Genomic DNA, 15,743 nt, shown 5'->3' with positions numbered 1-15,743 from the left:
CACTAATGACAGGAGAGACAACATATGCTACTCAATGCAAAAGAAATACTACTCAAGGAAATTCTCAATCAATATCTCAACCAATTAAACATGATTTGTCATTGTGAAAAGTGTATGGAAGATGTATTAGCGATTTCACTGAATAAAGTGAAACCACAATATATAACAGATATCGATAAAGTATCTTACAGTAAATCCGAGATAGTGGATAAACAGAAGAATACTGCGATGCTGGTCATTCTGACAGAAGCAGCTTCCAAGGTCTCCGCATTTCCAAGGTGTGAAAATCGTCTGATGCTGGACAAAGAAACCAATTGATTTGCCAAATTTGCGAGGGACATTTTGTGCCTGCTTTTACATGGAAATCATTCCTACTATTAAATGATGATCGTCTTTGTGTAGCATGTAAGAATCAATTAGTAAAGATTGAGCGTCCTATTTGTCCAACATGCGGAAGGGCGCAGTCAAATGACCAATTGTGCCAGGACTGTAATAGATGGAATGAACGTTCTGATTCTACTAAAGCCCTTGTAAAAAATAGGTCAGTTTATACTTACAACGAATTGATGAAAGATGTCCTTGCCCGCTTTAAATTTCGGGGTGATACGGCTTTAGTTGAGCTGTTTAAACGAGATGTAAAAGCAGCATTTAAACATTCCTTCTGCATAAAAGACCCATTGCTGATACCGATCCCTTTAAGTCATGAAAGACTAAAAGAAAGAGGATTTAATCAGTCCATGATAATCGCTTCCTTGCTAGGTAAGCCAATATTGCAGCCACTCGTGAAAATACATCAGAGTAAGCAGTCTAAAAAAAAGAAAAATGAACGCCTAGATCAAAAAGGATTGTTTCAAATAAAGCAAACAGATGTGATTGTTCAAAGGGATATTATATTAGTTGATGATATCTATACAACGGGAGCAACCATCTATGATGCGGCAAGAACTTTGAAAGACGCAGGTGCTAAAAGTGTTTCTTCTTTTACGTTGATACGTAGTTAAAAATCATGATAATTAACCGATAATAAGAAAAGAAAATAACGTAAGGGGTTTTGGTTATGAATCAATTGGCAAACTGTCCACAATGTAATCAGCTATTTTTAAAAACCACCATCCAAACGGTTTGTAACAAATGCTTTGAAGAAGAAGAACGTTCTTTTGATATCGTATATAAATTCTTGAGAAAACAAAGTAATAGACAATCAACTATTGCAGAAATAGTAGAAGCAACAGAAGTTGATGAAGAATTAATCTTGAAATTTATTCGTTTGAAAAGACTGCAAATTAGTCAATTTCCGAATATTAATTATCCTTGTGAAAGATGTGGCAAAGCGATCAGAAAAAACAAGCTTTGCAGCCAGTGTGAACAGGATATTCATTCGCAAATCAGCCAAATGAACCAAGAAGAGGAGCGTAAAAGGGAGATTGAATCTAGGAAAAAAGACACCTATTATGCCATTAATCCTAAAAACGACTGATTCCCTAAACTAAGTTGCAGTTTGGTCGATAAAATGGATAGAATCAAGACAGACTGTAACGGAAAGCGAGAGGAATCCCGTGAAAATTAATCGATATGGAACACAACCAGTAAATCCTTACAAGAAAACATATGAGAAACAAACGTTGCAATCGAATCAAGCTAAATCAACTGATAAAGTCGAAATTTCTAAAAAGGCAATCGAAATGCAAAAGGTGCCGAATATTATGAGAGAACGCCAAGATAAAATTGACCAAATTAAAAAAAGCATTGAAGCCGGAACATATCAAGTAGATACAAAAGGCATTGCAGATAAAATGCTGAATTTTTATAAACAACAATAACAAAAGGGAGCAGCGTGAATGTCAGTTAAAATAATTATTGAAGAACTGCATCGTCTCTATGGATTGCATGAACAGCTTTTAAAGTTGTCTAAGGATAAAACAGAAATGCTGAAAAGCAATGAGATTGATGCTCTTTCAGAGGTTCTGAATTTAGAGCAAAAGTATATTCAGGCCATTTCTCAATTAGAAGAAAAACGAATTGAAGCGACCGTTCAATTTTTACAAAGTGATCAATCACCAACCATCACTGCATGTATCGAAAAGGCTGAAGGTGCAGATCAAGAAGAGCTCATTTCATTATATGAGAAACTAAATGACATCATGGTGGAACTAAAAGATGTAAATGAACTGAACAAGCAGCTTATTCAGCAGTCACTTCAATTTATTTCACTGACATTCGATCTCGTTAACCCTAATAAAGAAAATATGAATTACGGACAAAATGGTCTTGAGAGTTCAAAGCCTAAACAGCAAAGGGCTTTGTTTGATTCAAAGGCGTAAACAAGGAGGATACCAATGGGTTCTACATTCATGGGACTAGAAACAGCAAAAAGAGGAATCACAGCCCAGCGTGCAGGGCTTTATGTCACATCAAACAACGTCTCCAATGCAAATACGGATGGCTACTCAAGACAAAGAGTGACCTTTAAAGCAGAAAATCCTTATCCAGTCATTTCTGTTTATGACGGCAAGACGTATGGCCAAATGGGGACAGGTGTACAAGTTGGAACGGTTGAAAGAATTCGAGACAGCTTTTTAGATCTACAATATAGAGACCATAACAACAACTTGTCTTACTACTCAACGAAGTCAGATGCCCTTTCACAAATGGAAGGAGTTATGAATGATTTGACGGATGAAGGCTTGAACAGAGCTTTTGATAACCTATGGAAATCATTACAGGTCTTATCAGAAACAAAAAATGCTGATACAGCCTCTGCACGTACAGTTGTTAAAACAAGTGCACAGGCTCTAGTTGACCAATTCCGTCTGCTCAATTCTTCTTTAACAACGATACAAAAGAATTTAAAAACGGAACTCGATTCAAAAGCCAAAGATGTAAACACTCTTTTATCTCAAATAGATGAAGTGAACAAACAGATTGCAGCAGTTGAGCCAAATGGATATCTTCCAAATGATCTTTATGATACACGTGATACTTTGGTCGATCAATTATCCTCACTTGTTGATATTAAGGTCAGCTACAATCCACCTGGCGGTAATGCACTTAAAATTGCTGAAGGAACTGTCAACATCGACATTATCGGTGCAAATGGACAATCTGCTGGAAACATTTTGAATGGTATTACGAACGAAAAGTCTGAACTGCAAATCTCTTATGATAATACAACGGGACTTGTTAACTCACTTCAATTCGGAACAACAACAATTGCAGCGGATCAATTACAAGTGAATGGTAAAGTAAAAGCACTTGTTGAGGCTTATGGCTACATGTCAAACGGTGCTGAAAAAGGCATGTATCCAGATATGCTTGCAGAGCTGGATGAAGTAGCAAAAGTATTCATGGATACATTTAACAATGTACATAAGCAGGGGTACACGTTAAATGGTGCAAGTGGACAAGACTTTTTTGATATCGAAAATAACAATGAGTTGAATAAAGGTTTAGCAGCTCGTATTAAAGTGAGCGATGTCATTTTAACATCAACGGATAATATTGCTGCATCTCTCAATCAAACACAAGGTGACGGGTCGAATGCTACGAAATTAGCTAATATACAAGACTTAAAGTTACCAATCGGCGGCAATACAACGACGATTCAGGATTATTACCAAAATGTCATTGCTGAGATGGGGGTACAAGGGAAAAAGAACATGACGCTTGAAAGCAGTTCAGCTGCTCTTGTCAATTCAGCCAATGAACGTAGAATGTCGACTAGCGCTGTCTCCATTGATGAAGAAATGACGAATATGATCCAATTTCAGCATGCATATAATGCGGCTGCGAGAATTATGACATTACAAGATGAAGTATTGGATAAGGTCATAAACGGCATGGGTGTCGTAGGAAGGTAGGGATAACGGATGCGAGTCACACAAGGAATGATTTCTCAAAACTCACTTCGAAATATTAGTAAAAGTTATGAAAAACTTTCTAAAATTAATGAGCAGGCACAAACAGGCAGACGTTTTACGAAAACGTCTGATGATCCTGTTGCAGCAGTAAAAAGCCTGCAATATAGTACTGCCTTGTTTCGAAATGAACAATATAAAAATAACTTAAACGAAGCACAAAACTGGATTGATACATCTGAAACAAGTGTCACTGAAATCATTGATATTATGTCAAATATACGAGATAAAGTGCTTGATGCGGCAAATGGAACAAAGCAGCCCGAAGATTTAGCAGCTATCGGAGTGGAAATTGGCCAGATGAAGAATCAAATCATTGATGCAATGAACACTCAAATGCTAGGTAAGTTCGTATTTAATGGGACAAATACAAATGTTAAACCAGTTGTTGAGAATGCAGACGGAACGTATACATTTAACTTCGAAAATTATACAGATGCGAATGCTGTTCAAGCGAATATTTCTGATGGTATCACTTTAAATGTAAACTCAAATCCAATCTCAGCGTTTGGCGGACAAGCAAACGGTCAAAATGTCATTGAAATGCTGACTGATTTAGAAAACTCATTGAAAAATGGAACGTTTGCGAATTCTGATGATGCACTAGGAAGTATCGATCAGTTTAAAGAAGTGATGAGTGCTGAGCGATCTGACCTAGGAGCGCGTTCGAATCGTGTTGACTTAGTAGGAAGTCGTTTGACTTCACAATACCAAGTACTGAAAAATGCTAAATCAGATAATGAAGATGTTGAAAGTGAAAAGGCAATTCTTGATCTTCTTCAACAAGAGACGGTGAATAGAGCTGCTTTAGCGACAACAGCTAAAGTTATTCAGCCATCCCTTGTTGATTTCTTAAGATAATAAAAAGCATCCGATGGGTGCTTTTTTGCATCATGGAGGTGAACATATGCAAATCCCTAGATTGTTAATGCAGCAAACCTATGCAAAGCTTCAAATGTCGACAACTCCTTCCCGGCAAGAAGTAGAGCAGCCACGAGCGGACCTTGAGATTCAGCAGCCACGAGCTGTCATGAATATCAAAAGGACACCGTCGAAATTAACCATTGATCAAACCGAGGCATTTGCCGATATGGACATCAAGTCAATTTTTAGACGTTCTGAGGAATGGGCAGCTGAGGGGAAGCGTGCTGTTGGAGAAGGAATGGGTCGAAGAGCGGAAGAAGGAAGTGAACTCATCAAGATCGAGAATGGCGGGAATGCGATTGCTGAGTTTGCCAAAATCAATGGCAGTCCCCCAGCAAAACAATTCACCATTGGTGTGATACCTTCATTCTTTAGTGTGAAAATTCACTATCAGCCTTCTGAGCTTCAAATTGATGTGGAGCCGCAAAAAGCTGTCATAGAGGCCACACCTCATAAACCAATCGTTAACTACCAGCCAGGTAAGGTTAATATTGATATGTTACAATACCCGGAATTAAAAATAGAAGTTGACGAAACGGGCCAAAATGGTGATAAGGTATAGTTAAGAAAAACGAAAAAGGTCGTGAATTATGATCATTCAAACAAAATACCATGGTGAAGTGACAATCAAAGAGGAGCAAATCATTCACTTCTCTAACGGGATACCAGGATTTCTGGATCAAAAACAGTTTGTCATTTTGCCTTTATCAGAAGAGTCTCCATTTTTAGTTCTTCAATCATTGAAAAACTCGGCATTAGGCTTTATCGTCAGCAGCCCGTTTTTATTCTTCAATCAATACGAATTTGATTTAGACGAAACGGTTGTAGACATTCTGGATGTAGAAGATGCCAATGATGTGGAAGTAATGGTTATTTTAACAATGGAATCATCTATTGAAAAAACAACAGCCAATTTAAGAGCGCCTATTATTGTGAACCGGAAAAACATGAAAGCCAAGCAGGTGATTTTGCATGATTCAGCCTATCATACAAAACATTTGTTAGAGGTGGCATCCTCATGTTAGTGCTGTCTCGTAAATTAAACCAGTCGATTCAAATAGGCGATGATATTGAAGTCAAGATTATTTCAATCGAAGGCGATCAAGTGAAAGTCGGGATTGAGGCACCTAAGCACATCGATATTCACAGGAAAGAAGTGTACCTGTCTATTCAAGAAGAGAACAATCGTGCTGCGAGTTTATCCTTAGATCTCCTCTCTCAATTATCCTCACAAAAAAAGTGAGGATTTTTTTATCGCATTCGGCTGTCTTCTCCGTGTGAAAGCGTTTCGATACAGATGTTCATGATCTATAGGAAACTTTAACAAATCGGTCCATCTATATTTAATTTGCAAATTCAAAGCCGATATAAAAGATAGATTAAAGCACAGGAGCTGAATAACTATGTCTGTTGGTAAGTTGACATCGCTAGAGCCAATTATCGATGCATTTCAAACCCGTGTTTCTAATAACCAGAATGACAATGTAAACTCTGACTCACAAGCAAATGGCAGGGCTGTTTCAAAAGAAGAAATTGAAAAAACGCTTCAAGGCGCAAACAAGCTGATTGAACCTACTCAGTTTCATCTTCAATTTGAATTACATGAAAAACTCAACGAATATTATGTCAAAGTCGTAGATAACCAAACAGAAGAAGTCATTAGAGAAATTCCGTCCAAGGAATGGCTTGATTTCTATGCGGCAATGACAGAAATTGTCGGTCTATTTGTAGATAAAAGAATGTAAATGAAGGGAGAACATAAACAATGGTCAATCGTATTACTGGATTTTCAAATGTGTTCGATATTGATGAAATCGTATCAAAGCTGATGAAAACGGAGCAAGCACCACTTGATACAATGACACGCCAGAAACAAACACTTGAATGGCAAAGAGACAGCTATCGCGAGGTTAACTCGAAAATCAAAGAATTAGATGATTTGATCAATAGTTTAAACTTAACGCGTCCAAGTACATATGGCGCAAAAAAGGTGACAAGCTCTAATGAATCTGCTGTCACGGCAACTGGGTCAACAAATGCGACCTCTGGCTCTATTCATGTCACTCAACTAGCGACAGCTTCTGTCTTCAAATCCTCTGGTACATCTGGATTTACACCTGCAAACGGAACGTTTTCGTTTGAAGTGACGACACCAGATTCGACGAAACCAAAAACGGTAACAATCAATACTTCTGATACCGATACAATTGATGACATCGTGAAAAAGCTGAACAGCGCGCAATTAGGTGTGACGGCTTACAAAGGCCAAATCTTTGATGGAACTAACTACGTGGATACCATCGCTCTTACTTCTCGTACAACTGGTGAAGGTGTCAATATTAAAGCAGCTGATGGTAATTCTGCTTCATTTTTAACGCAATTAGGATTCCAAGTAGATGGAGATAACAAGTTAGTTGCAACCACTCAAGGACAGAAGGCGCAATACGAGATTAATGGTCTGAAAATGGAAAATAACAACAATACATTCACACAGGCTGATATTACGTACGAACTTAAAGCAACCACAGATCAGCCCGTCAGCTTAAACGTTTCAACAGATGTGGATGCAATCTTTGATAAAATTAAACAATTTGTTGATAAATATAATGAACTCGTTGAGCAGATTAATGGTAAAGTCAATGAAAAGAAAAACAGAGACTATCATCCATTAACGGCTGAAGAGAAAAAAGCGATGTCTGAAAAAGAAATAGAGCTCTGGGAAACGACCGCGAAGTCTGGTTTGCTGAGAAGTGATTCCATTTTACGATCTGGTGCCTCTAAATTAAGAAGTGATTTGTATGCTAATATTACGACAAGTGATGCGAATAAAATTCAACTCACACAAATCGGTATTTCGACATCATCCAGCTATAAAGATGGAGGAAAGCTTGAATTTAGTAAGGATAGTGATGGAGTAGAGAAATTAAAAAAAGCCATTGAAGAAGACCCGGAGAAGGTCAGACAAATGTTCATCTCGGGTAGTTTAAATGTGGATTCAAAAGATAAAGACAAAGCGCAGCAGCAATATCAAGAACAAGGAATCATCTATCGTGTCAAAAATTCCTTATCAGACTTTTCGAAGAGCATTCAAAAAAAGGCTGGCAGCACAACAATGGAATTAAAGGAATACGGACTTGGTAAGGACCTTGATTCTTTGACAAAACGAATGAGTACATTTCAAGATCGTTTAAAAATGGTTGAAGCCCGTTACTACAAAAAGTTTAACGCCATGGATAGTGCAATTCAAAAGCTAAACAACCAATCTGGCTACCTTTCTCAACTGCTTGGACAATAATTGGAGGTTTATAACATATGGCAATACAGAACCCTTATGCCGCCTATCAGAAAAATTCTATTGAGACCGCAACACCTGCCGAGTTGACGCTTATGCTTTATGAAGGCTGCTTAAAGTTCATCAGACTAGCGAAGCATGCTATTCAAAAAGAAGATGCAGAAACGAGAAACTTGAACCTGAAAAAGGCTCAAAACATCATTCAAGAATTAAATGTCACCTTAAATCGTTCCTATGACGTATCAAAGAGTATGGCAAGTATGTATGATTACATTTATCGCAGACTGATAGAAGCCAATCTTCAAAATGACGAAGAAATGTTGAATGAAGTAGAAGAGTACGTAACTGATTTCCGTGATGCGTGGAAGGAAGTCATTCAAACCGATCGAAAAGGACGTCACCACTCTATCGGGGGCTCTCTATGAGTATTGTGGACCAGCTGCATGATCAAACATTAAAAATGGCAGCCGAAATAGCGGAAAATCCGCAAAGTGAGACACTGGTTGAAGACTTTGATGCCTTTTTAATTGAGAGAGACGAATTAATGAGAGATATACAGCATGAATTGACGGATCAAGAAAAAGAGAAAATCCGAGAAATCATCCAAACAGATCAACAGATGGCGCAACAATTAACGGTTATCCAAAATGGGATAAAAGCAGATATTCAAGCTATTCAAAAAAAGAAAACAAAACAGCTGAATTATCAAAATCCATACCAGCCTATAACAAGTGACGGCGTATACTACGATAAACGGAAATAAATAGGTGAGACCTGTGGCGTATCGTTCAAATGACTATATTTTATTAACCACATATTATGAACTTCTATACACGATAGAAGAGAGTCTAAACTATTTAGATGAAATTGAGAAAGATTTTGACAAAACAGAAGGGGATCGGATCTTTAATGATCTGATCCATGCCTTCTTTCATTTAGACACAACACATCCTCTTCTGCTTTCAATTATTGATAATGAACACTTTGCCAATACGATTCGTTCGTTTGATCATATATTTTTAAGTTTTGATATACTAGCTTTCTATACATTCCCTTCAAATCACTTCCAATCATTCCTGAAATCATATTTTATACCTGAATATAGAAAGTGGATGGATGAAATACATGCCTGTATGTGGCCGTATGTCATTCATTAATTTTTGTCCAATTCAGACCATTCGGAGGAAATTATGAGACTAAAAAATCAATTTTTATTTGGGCTTATTGTCATATGTGTATTGTTTGTCAGTATGTTAGGATTCTCAAGCTTTCTCTATTACAAAACAGATCAATCCTATAAAGCGCTATTAAGCAAGGAAGTGAAGCTTTATCAGACCTCGCTGGAATTAGAAGCGCTTCTTCAAAAGCAGGAAGCACAGATTAAAACATATGTCGTCGTACAAGATGCTGAAAATTTGCAGAAAATTGAGCAAACATATGAAGATATTAATAAGAAAACAGCAGAAGCTTCGAAAATGAGTACGGTCAAACAAGCAAAAAATCTATTAGATCAAATCTCAGAAAAAAATTATCTCTACTACACCTCAACGAATCGATTATTTAATTCATTAAATATGCAAAATCAAAAAGAATTCAACACCCGCCTCAGTCAAGAATTACAACCTATCGAACAAGAAATACATACCCTTACAAAAGAATTCGCTCAACACCAGCTAAAACAACGTGATCAAAAAATCAATCAGCTCAATCAAGATAGTAATCAATTATTACTTACACTCATTTTGGTCAGTGCAGCGATTATTGCTGGCCTTTTGGTGATTGGGATCAGATTTGTTCATCGCATGACAAAACCAATTGTTTCTGTCACAAATGCCGCAAAAAGGATGGCAGATGGTGATCTTACCCTTGAAGAGATTGAAGTGACCTCTAAAAATGAGATTGGTCAACTCGGCACAGCCTTTAATCAAATGACGGCTCATTTGCGTCAGCTTATTTTGCAGGTGCAAAGCGGATCAAGACAGCTTGCTGATTCTGCTGCTCAATTTGAGGAAACCATCAGCCAAACGATATCGGCTAGTGAGCAGACATCTAGCTCGATTGAACAGGTCAGTGAAGCTTCACGTGAACAATCAGATGCGGTCGGAAAAGTGGCATCCGCCATTCAGGAAGTGTCGACTGGCATGCAAAATGCAGCTGTACACACATCCGATGTTTCGGGTCACTCAATTTCAGTGACTGAAAAGGCTGAAGAGGGTGCCGCCCTTATTCAACAATTTGTGAAGCAAATGAGCTCTATAAAAGAGTCTGTGAATGAACATCATTCCACAATGGCCAATGTGCAAGCACAGTTTACAGGCATTCAAGATCTGTTAGGTCATATCCATGCCATTGCTGACCAGACGAATTTGCTTGCTTTAAACGCAGCGATAGAAGCAGCAAGAGCGGGAGAACATGGAAGAGGCTTTGCAGTTGTAGCAGATGAAGTGAGGAAGCTGGCAGAAGAATCTAGTCAGTTGACAGATCAAATTAGTCAATTACTCGAGAACGTGAACAAAGATACAGAAAGGTCATCACAATCGATGACGAAGGTTGAGCGGGATGTAGCAGAGGGGGTAAACGTATCACAATTATCTGAACAGAGCTTCCATGAAATCTTGGAATCTATTCGTGATATTTCAATGAAAGCAGAAGAGCTGTCAGCGACTGCAGAACAAATTTCTGCTAGTACAGAGGAAATTTCTCAAACGGTTGGTGTCATTGAAGAAGGTGCGAAACGAAACTCAGAAGAAACAGAGTACATGTCTGCTGCTGTTGAAGAATCATTAGCGGCCAATGAAGAGATGAAAGCCGCTGCAGAGGATTTAAAATCCTTATCTCAATCGCTGAAAACATCGATTTCATCTTTTACCATTTAATGTGCGCTGGTCTTTTTCAAGATTCAGCCGAATATATATTCATCACCTATCAAGCAACAGTTGAAGCACCGCAAAATTCGACAAATTTCAATAAATATTCACATTTTTTTTACGTTTGAGCAGGAGAAAAGGAGGGAAAAGTAGAAATAGGTTTACATATCCTTAATTTTAAAGGAGGCGTTCTTTACATGAATTACAATGTCAGAGGAGAAAACATCGACGTAACACCTGCACTAAGAGATCATGTCGAGAAAAAAATTGGAAAGCTGGAGCGTTATTTTGAGACAGATGTAGATGCTTCAGTCAACGTGAACTTGAAGTTTTACAACGATCAAGAATCTAAAGTTGAGGTTACCATTCCAATGACTGATCTAGCACTTCGAGCTGAAGTGCATAATGAGGATATGTACAATGCAGTAGACCTAGCAGCCAGTAAATTAGAACGTCAAATTAGAAAGCACAAAACAAAAGTAAACCGTAAATTCCGCGAGCAAGGTGCCAAAAAGCACTTATTTGCTGGAGGAAATGGTACGGCTGAAGTAGCCGTTCAAGATGACGAAGAAATTGATGAAACAGAAATCGTCAGACAAAAACGTTTCAACTTAAAGCCGATGGATAGTGAAGAGGCCATTCTCCAAATGAACATGTTAGGTCATAGTTTCTTCGTTTTCACAAATGCTGAGACAAATTTGACCAATGTGGTTTATCGCCGAAATGACGGTAAATATGGACTCATTGAGCCAAACGCTTAAATATCAGTTGATGCTGATTTAAAAACAACCTAAATAAAGTAAACCCGTTCCCTTCATTAGGGGCGGGTTTTTTGTGCGAAATTATGGCAAATTCTTTGGAAATGAAAAAAGGTATGGTATGATAAATGCAGGTAAATATGGACCTGTCAAACTTTTGGACATGCCGAAAAATTGCATGAAATAGAGGAGCGTTATTATATGCTTGGAATCTTAAACAAAGTGTTTGATCCTACGAAACGTACGATCAGCCGATATGAAAAAAAGGCAAATGAAATCGAAGCTCTCGCTCAAGATTTTGAAAAATTATCTGACGAGGCTTTACGAAATAAAACGATTGAATTTAAAGAAAAGCTTGAAAAAGGACAATCCGTGGATGACCTGCTGGTTGAAGCATTTGCAACGGTTCGCGAGGCATCCCGCCGCGTAACAGGAATGTTCCCGTTTAAGGTGCAGCTCATGGGGGGCATCGCGCTTCATGAAGGTAACATCGCTGAAATGAAAACAGGTGAAGGTAAAACATTGACATCAACAATGCCTGTTTATTTAAATGCTCTTTCTGGAAAAGGCGTCCACATCGTGACAGTCAACGAATATTTGGCAAGCCGTGATGCGCAGGAAATGGGCAAAATTTTTGAGTTTCTTGGTTTAACAGTCGGCTTAAACTTAAACAGCTTAGACAAAGATGAAAAAAGAGAAGCGTACGCCGCTGATATCACGTATTCAACAAACAATGAACTCGGCTTTGACTATTTACGAGATAACATGGTGCTTTACAAAGAGCAAATGGTTCAGAGACCGCTTCATTATGCCGTGATCGATGAGGTTGACTCCATTTTAATTGATGAAGCGAGAACACCTCTTATTATTTCAGGACAAGCTGCGAAATCAACAAAGCTTTATGTACAAGCCAATGCATTTGTCCGCACATTAAAAATCGAAGATGATTTCACGTATGATATTAAAACAAAAAGTGTGCAGCTGACTGAAAGCGGAATGACGAAGGCGGAAAAAGCATTCGGCATTGAGAACCTGTTTGATGTCAAACATGTCGCGCTGAACCATCACATCGCTCAGGCGCTGAAGGCACATGTTGCGATGCAAAAAGACGTGGATTATGTGGTAGAAGAAGGCCAAGTAGTCATCGTTGACTCCTTCACAGGACGTTTAATGAAAGGACGCCGTTATAGTGAGGGTCTGCATCAAGCCATCGAGGCAAAAGAAGGTCTTGAAGTGCAGAACGAAAGCATGACACTAGCAACAATTACGTTCCAGAACTACTTCCGTATGTATGAAAAATTATCTGGTATGACTGGTACAGCAAAAACGGAAGAAGAAGAATTCCGTAACATTTACAACATGCAGGTTGTGTCAATCCCGACCAACCAGCCAGTGGTTCGTGATGACAGACCTGATTTAATTTACCGCACAATGGATGGTAAATTTAAAGCAGTGGCTGAGGATGTTGCGCAGCGCTATATGACAGGGCAGCCAGTTCTTGTCGGAACAGTAGCAGTTGAGACATCTGAGCTTATTTCTAAGCTGCTTAAAAATAAAGGCATTCCTCATCAAGTGTTAAACGCAAAAAACCATGAGCGTGAAGCACAAATTATTGAAGAGGCTGGTCAAAAAGGTGCTGTGACCATTGCAACAAACATGGCAGGACGTGGTACAGACATCAAGCTTGGCGAAGGTGTAAAAGAACTTGGAGGTCTGGCTGTGATCGGGACAGAGCGTCATGAATCCCGTCGTATTGATAACCAGCTTCGCGGACGTTCTGGACGTCAAGGAGACCCAGGGATTACCCAATTCTATCTCTCCATGGAAGATGAATTGATGCGCCGATTTGGTGCAGAGCGGACGATGGCGATGCTTGACCGCTTTGGCATGGATGACTCTACACCAATCCAAAGTAAAATGGTGTCTAAAGCCGTTGAATCATCTCAAAAACGTGTAGAAGGGAACAACTTTGATTCCCGTAAGCAGCTTCTGCAATATGACGATGTGCTTCGTCAACAGCGTGAAGTCATTTACAAACAGCGTTTTGAAGTCATCGATTCTGACAACTTAAAATCAATTGTCATCAATATGATCCAATCTTCAATTGAGCGTGCTGTGGGATCTTATACGCCAAAAGAAGAGCTGCCTGAAGAATGGAAACTAGATGGTCTTGTTGAATTAATCAACACGAACTATTTAGACGAAGGTGCCATTACGGTCAAAGATATCTTCGGTAAAGAAGCAGATGAAATCACAACCTTCATCATGGATCGTATTAAAGAAAAATACGATGCAAAAGAAGAAACATTTGGCGAAGAACAAATGCGTGAATTTGAAAAAGTCATCGTTCTTCGTGCGGTGGATTCGAAGTGGATGGACCATATCGATGCAATGGATCAGCTGCGTCAAGGTATTCATTTACGTGCGTACGCACAAACGAATCCGCTTCGTGAATACCAAATGGAAGGATTTGCGATGTTTGAGCATATGGTTGCTTCAATTGAAGATGATGTGGCCAAGTATGTCTTGAAATCAGAGATCCAAAACAACTTAGAACGTGAAGAAGTGGTTCAAGGTCAAACAACGGCTCATCAGCCGCAAGAGGGCGATGAGGAGAAGACAGTGAAGAAGAAGCCGGTACGTAAAGTCGTAGACATTGGACGAAACTCCCCATGTCACTGCGGAAGCGGCAAGAAATATAAAAATTGTCATGGGAAGACAGAATAAGTAATGGAAAGAGGTGAAAACCTCTTTCTATTCATGTCAGCCCCCATACATCTATGAGGTGAAGGATATGGAATTAGTAGAAATTAGACAAGAGCTTGAAAATATGGCTAGCAGGCTAGCTGATTTTAGGGGGTCTCTTTGACTTAGAAACAAAAGAGGCCAAAATCGCAGAGCTTGAAGCGACGATGTCAGAGGCTGATTTTTGGAATGATCAGCAAAAAGCTCAAGGCGTTATCAATGAAGCCAATGCATTGAAGGATTCTGTGAATTCCTACCATGAGCTCAGTGAATCGCATGAAGAGCTGCAAATGACGCATGACTTATTAAAGGAAGATTATGACGAGGAGCTTCATGCAGAGCTTGAAAAAGAGCTGAAGAACTTAACGAAGCAGTTTAACGAATTTGAGCTGCAGCTTCTTTTAAGCGAACCTTATGATAAAAACAATGCCATTCTGGAGCTTCACCCAGGTGCAGGCGGAACTGAATCACAGGACTGGGGTTCTATGCTTCTGCGAATGTACACTCGCTGGGCGGAGCGCAGAGGCTTTAAGGTCGAAACGCTTGATTACCTTCCAGGTGATGAGGCAGGAATTAAGTCTGTGACTTTACTTATCAAAGGGCATAACGCGTACGGTTACTTAAAAGCTGAAAAAGGTGTCCATCGTTTGGTTCGTATTTCTCCTTTTGATTCTTCTGGCCGCAGACATACATCCTTCGTTTCCTGTGATGTCATGCCGGAATTCAATGAAGAAATTGATATTGATATTCGGACAGAGGATATCAAGGTAGATACGTATCGTGCAAGCGGAGCTGGCGGGCAGCACGTGAATACGACGGACTCTGCCGTTCGTATCACACATATTCCAACGAATGTCGTCGTGACGTGCCAAACAGAAAGATCACAAATTAAAAACAGAGAACGTGCGATGAAAATGCTAAAATCGAAACTTTATCAAAAACGGATCGAAGAACAGCAGGCAGAATTGGATGAAATCAGAGGAGAGCAGAAAGAAATTGGCTGGGGAAGCCAAATCCGCTCTTATGTATTCCACCCTTATTCTCTTGTGAAAGACCATCGAACCAATACGGAGATGGGAAATGTTCAAGCAGTGATGGATGGAGATTTAGATTCATTTATCGATGCATACCTGCGTTCGAAATTATCATAAAAACTCGGCTTCTTGCCGGGTTTTTTTAATTGTGAGAAAATATAATGAATATAAAGGAATACATACGACATACTGATTCTATATCCTTTGTA

General features: G+C 39.0%; 19 protein-coding genes. All 19 read left to right on the top strand.

The window, feature by feature from the left end; genetic code table 11:
• Positions 1-24 precede the first annotated feature (24 nt).
• A complete protein-coding gene (locus M1D81_RS16785) occupies positions 25-318 on the top strand; it encodes a late competence development ComFB family protein (protein ID WP_456266287.1) in 294 nt (97 codons plus the stop codon).
• Between the two features lie 26 nt (positions 319-344).
• On the top strand, positions 345-1,001 hold the full coding sequence (locus M1D81_RS16780) for a ComF family protein (protein ID WP_456266288.1): 657 nt from the start codon (positions 345-347) through the stop codon (positions 999-1,001).
• 56 nt (positions 1,002-1,057) lie between these two features.
• Positions 1,058-1,477 carry a TIGR03826 family flagellar region protein gene (locus tag M1D81_RS16775; RefSeq protein ID WP_024423621.1) on the top strand — a complete coding sequence of 140 codons (420 nt, stop codon included), beginning with the start codon at positions 1,058-1,060 and terminating at the stop codon, positions 1,475-1,477.
• Between the two features lie 79 nt (positions 1,478-1,556).
• Positions 1,557-1,820 (top strand): flagellar biosynthesis anti-sigma factor FlgM, encoded by a 264-nt coding sequence (gene flgM, locus M1D81_RS16770; RefSeq protein ID WP_024423620.1) that lies wholly within the window; start codon positions 1,557-1,559, stop codon positions 1,818-1,820.
• An 18-nt stretch (positions 1,821-1,838) separates the two neighbouring features.
• Positions 1,839-2,321 carry a flagellar protein FlgN gene (locus tag M1D81_RS16765; protein WP_456266289.1) on the top strand — a complete coding sequence of 161 codons (483 nt, stop codon included), beginning with the start codon at positions 1,839-1,841 and terminating at the stop codon, positions 2,319-2,321.
• Between the two features lie 15 nt (positions 2,322-2,336).
• Positions 2,337-3,857 (top strand): flagellar hook-associated protein FlgK, encoded by a 1,521-nt coding sequence (gene flgK, locus M1D81_RS16760; RefSeq protein WP_456266290.1) that lies wholly within the window; start codon positions 2,337-2,339, stop codon positions 3,855-3,857.
• Between the two features lie 9 nt (positions 3,858-3,866).
• Positions 3,867-4,775: a flagellar hook-associated protein FlgL gene (gene flgL, locus M1D81_RS16755; protein ID WP_456266291.1), complete on the top strand. Its 909-nt coding sequence runs from the start codon at positions 3,867-3,869 to the stop codon at positions 4,773-4,775.
• A gap of 46 nt (positions 4,776-4,821) precedes the next feature.
• On the top strand, positions 4,822-5,400 hold the full coding sequence (locus tag M1D81_RS16750) for a DUF6470 family protein (protein WP_041088049.1): 579 nt from the start codon (positions 4,822-4,824) through the stop codon (positions 5,398-5,400).
• Positions 5,401-5,428: 28 nt separating this feature from the next.
• Positions 5,429-5,863: a flagellar assembly protein FliW gene (gene fliW / locus M1D81_RS16745; RefSeq protein WP_456266292.1), complete on the top strand. Its 435-nt coding sequence runs from the start codon at positions 5,429-5,431 to the stop codon at positions 5,861-5,863.
• Positions 5,857-6,081 (top strand): carbon storage regulator CsrA, encoded by a 225-nt coding sequence (csrA, locus tag M1D81_RS16740; protein WP_008360181.1) that lies wholly within the window; start codon positions 5,857-5,859, stop codon positions 6,079-6,081. Before fliW ends, csrA begins: the two co-directional genes overlap by 7 nt.
• Before the next feature lie 160 nt (positions 6,082-6,241).
• Entirely contained in the window at positions 6,242-6,583 is a 342-nt protein-coding gene (gene flaG / locus M1D81_RS16735; protein WP_039181788.1) for a flagellar protein FlaG, read from the top strand.
• A 20-nt stretch (positions 6,584-6,603) separates the two neighbouring features.
• Positions 6,604-8,133 carry a flagellar hook-associated protein 2 gene (locus tag M1D81_RS16730; protein ID WP_456266293.1) on the top strand — a complete coding sequence of 510 codons (1,530 nt, stop codon included), beginning with the start codon at positions 6,604-6,606 and terminating at the stop codon, positions 8,131-8,133.
• 17 nt (positions 8,134-8,150) lie between these two features.
• The gene (gene fliS / locus M1D81_RS16725) at positions 8,151-8,555 is read left to right on the top strand and encodes a flagellar export chaperone FliS (RefSeq protein ID WP_456266294.1); all 405 of its coding nucleotides are present in this window, start codon (positions 8,151-8,153) and stop codon (positions 8,553-8,555) included.
• Positions 8,552-8,893: a flagella biosynthesis regulatory protein FliT gene (gene fliT / locus M1D81_RS16720; RefSeq protein ID WP_024423611.1), complete on the top strand. Its 342-nt coding sequence runs from the start codon at positions 8,552-8,554 to the stop codon at positions 8,891-8,893. The genes fliS and fliT overlap by 4 nt, the downstream gene beginning before the upstream one ends.
• 13 nt (positions 8,894-8,906) lie before the next feature.
• Complete coding sequence (locus M1D81_RS16715) at positions 8,907-9,287, top strand: hypothetical protein (protein WP_456266295.1); 381 nt, start codon at positions 8,907-8,909, stop codon at positions 9,285-9,287.
• Between the two features lie 33 nt (positions 9,288-9,320).
• On the top strand, positions 9,321-11,006 hold the full coding sequence (locus M1D81_RS16710; RefSeq protein ID WP_456270883.1) for a methyl-accepting chemotaxis protein: 1,686 nt from the start codon (positions 9,321-9,323) through the stop codon (positions 11,004-11,006).
• 188 nt (positions 11,007-11,194) lie between these two features.
• The gene (gene hpf, locus M1D81_RS16705; RefSeq protein ID WP_024423608.1) at positions 11,195-11,758 is read left to right on the top strand and encodes a ribosome hibernation-promoting factor, HPF/YfiA family; all 564 of its coding nucleotides are present in this window, start codon (positions 11,195-11,197) and stop codon (positions 11,756-11,758) included.
• 198 nt (positions 11,759-11,956) lie between these two features.
• Positions 11,957-14,482, top strand: a complete 2,526-nt coding sequence (gene secA, locus M1D81_RS16700; RefSeq protein WP_034281086.1) for a preprotein translocase subunit SecA — start codon at positions 11,957-11,959, stop codon at positions 14,480-14,482.
• Between the two features lie 67 nt (positions 14,483-14,549).
• Positions 14,550-15,651, top strand: a protein-coding gene (prfB, locus tag M1D81_RS16695; protein ID WP_098677688.1) for a peptide chain release factor 2 whose coding sequence is annotated in 2 segments (ribosomal slippage) — positions 14,550-14,621 and positions 14,623-15,651 — 1,101 coding nt in all. Because the reading frame shifts where the segments join, the coding sequence is not laid out codon by codon here.
• The last annotated feature ends 92 nt before the right edge of the window (positions 15,652-15,743 follow it).

It is taken from the genome of Bacillus sp. JZ105 (assembly GCF_053903125.1).
Note: the sequence above shows the minus strand (reverse complement) of the source record. Positions and strands in the feature narration are given on the sequence as shown.

Bases quoted from the DNA above. Each gene is read 5' to 3' on its own strand.
- M1D81_RS16785 (WP_456266287.1), top strand. From the start codon at position 25: ATGCTACTCAATGCAAAAGAAATACTACTCAAGGAAATTCTCAATCAA.
- M1D81_RS16775 (WP_024423621.1), top strand. From the start codon at position 1,058: ATGAATCAATTGGCAAACTGTCCACAATGTAATCAGCTATTTTTAAAA.
- M1D81_RS16765 (WP_456266289.1), top strand. From the start codon at position 1,839: ATGTCAGTTAAAATAATTATTGAAGAACTGCATCGTCTCTATGGATTG.
- flgK (WP_456266290.1), top strand. From the start codon at position 2,337: ATGGGTTCTACATTCATGGGACTAGAAACAGCAAAAAGAGGAATCACA.
- flgL (WP_456266291.1), top strand. From the start codon at position 3,867: ATGCGAGTCACACAAGGAATGATTTCTCAAAACTCACTTCGAAATATT.
- M1D81_RS16750 (WP_041088049.1), top strand. From the start codon at position 4,822: ATGCAAATCCCTAGATTGTTAATGCAGCAAACCTATGCAAAGCTTCAA.
- fliW (WP_456266292.1), top strand. From the start codon at position 5,429: ATGATCATTCAAACAAAATACCATGGTGAAGTGACAATCAAAGAGGAG.
- csrA (WP_008360181.1), top strand. From the start codon at position 5,857: ATGTTAGTGCTGTCTCGTAAATTAAACCAGTCGATTCAAATAGGCGAT.
- flaG (WP_039181788.1), top strand. From the start codon at position 6,242: ATGTCTGTTGGTAAGTTGACATCGCTAGAGCCAATTATCGATGCATTT.
- M1D81_RS16730 (WP_456266293.1), top strand. From the start codon at position 6,604: ATGGTCAATCGTATTACTGGATTTTCAAATGTGTTCGATATTGATGAA.
- fliS (WP_456266294.1), top strand. From the start codon at position 8,151: ATGGCAATACAGAACCCTTATGCCGCCTATCAGAAAAATTCTATTGAG.
- fliT (WP_024423611.1), top strand. From the start codon at position 8,552: ATGAGTATTGTGGACCAGCTGCATGATCAAACATTAAAAATGGCAGCC.
- M1D81_RS16710 (WP_456270883.1), top strand. From the start codon at position 9,321: ATGAGACTAAAAAATCAATTTTTATTTGGGCTTATTGTCATATGTGTA.
- hpf (WP_024423608.1), top strand. From the start codon at position 11,195: ATGAATTACAATGTCAGAGGAGAAAACATCGACGTAACACCTGCACTA.
- secA (WP_034281086.1), top strand. From the start codon at position 11,957: ATGCTTGGAATCTTAAACAAAGTGTTTGATCCTACGAAACGTACGATC.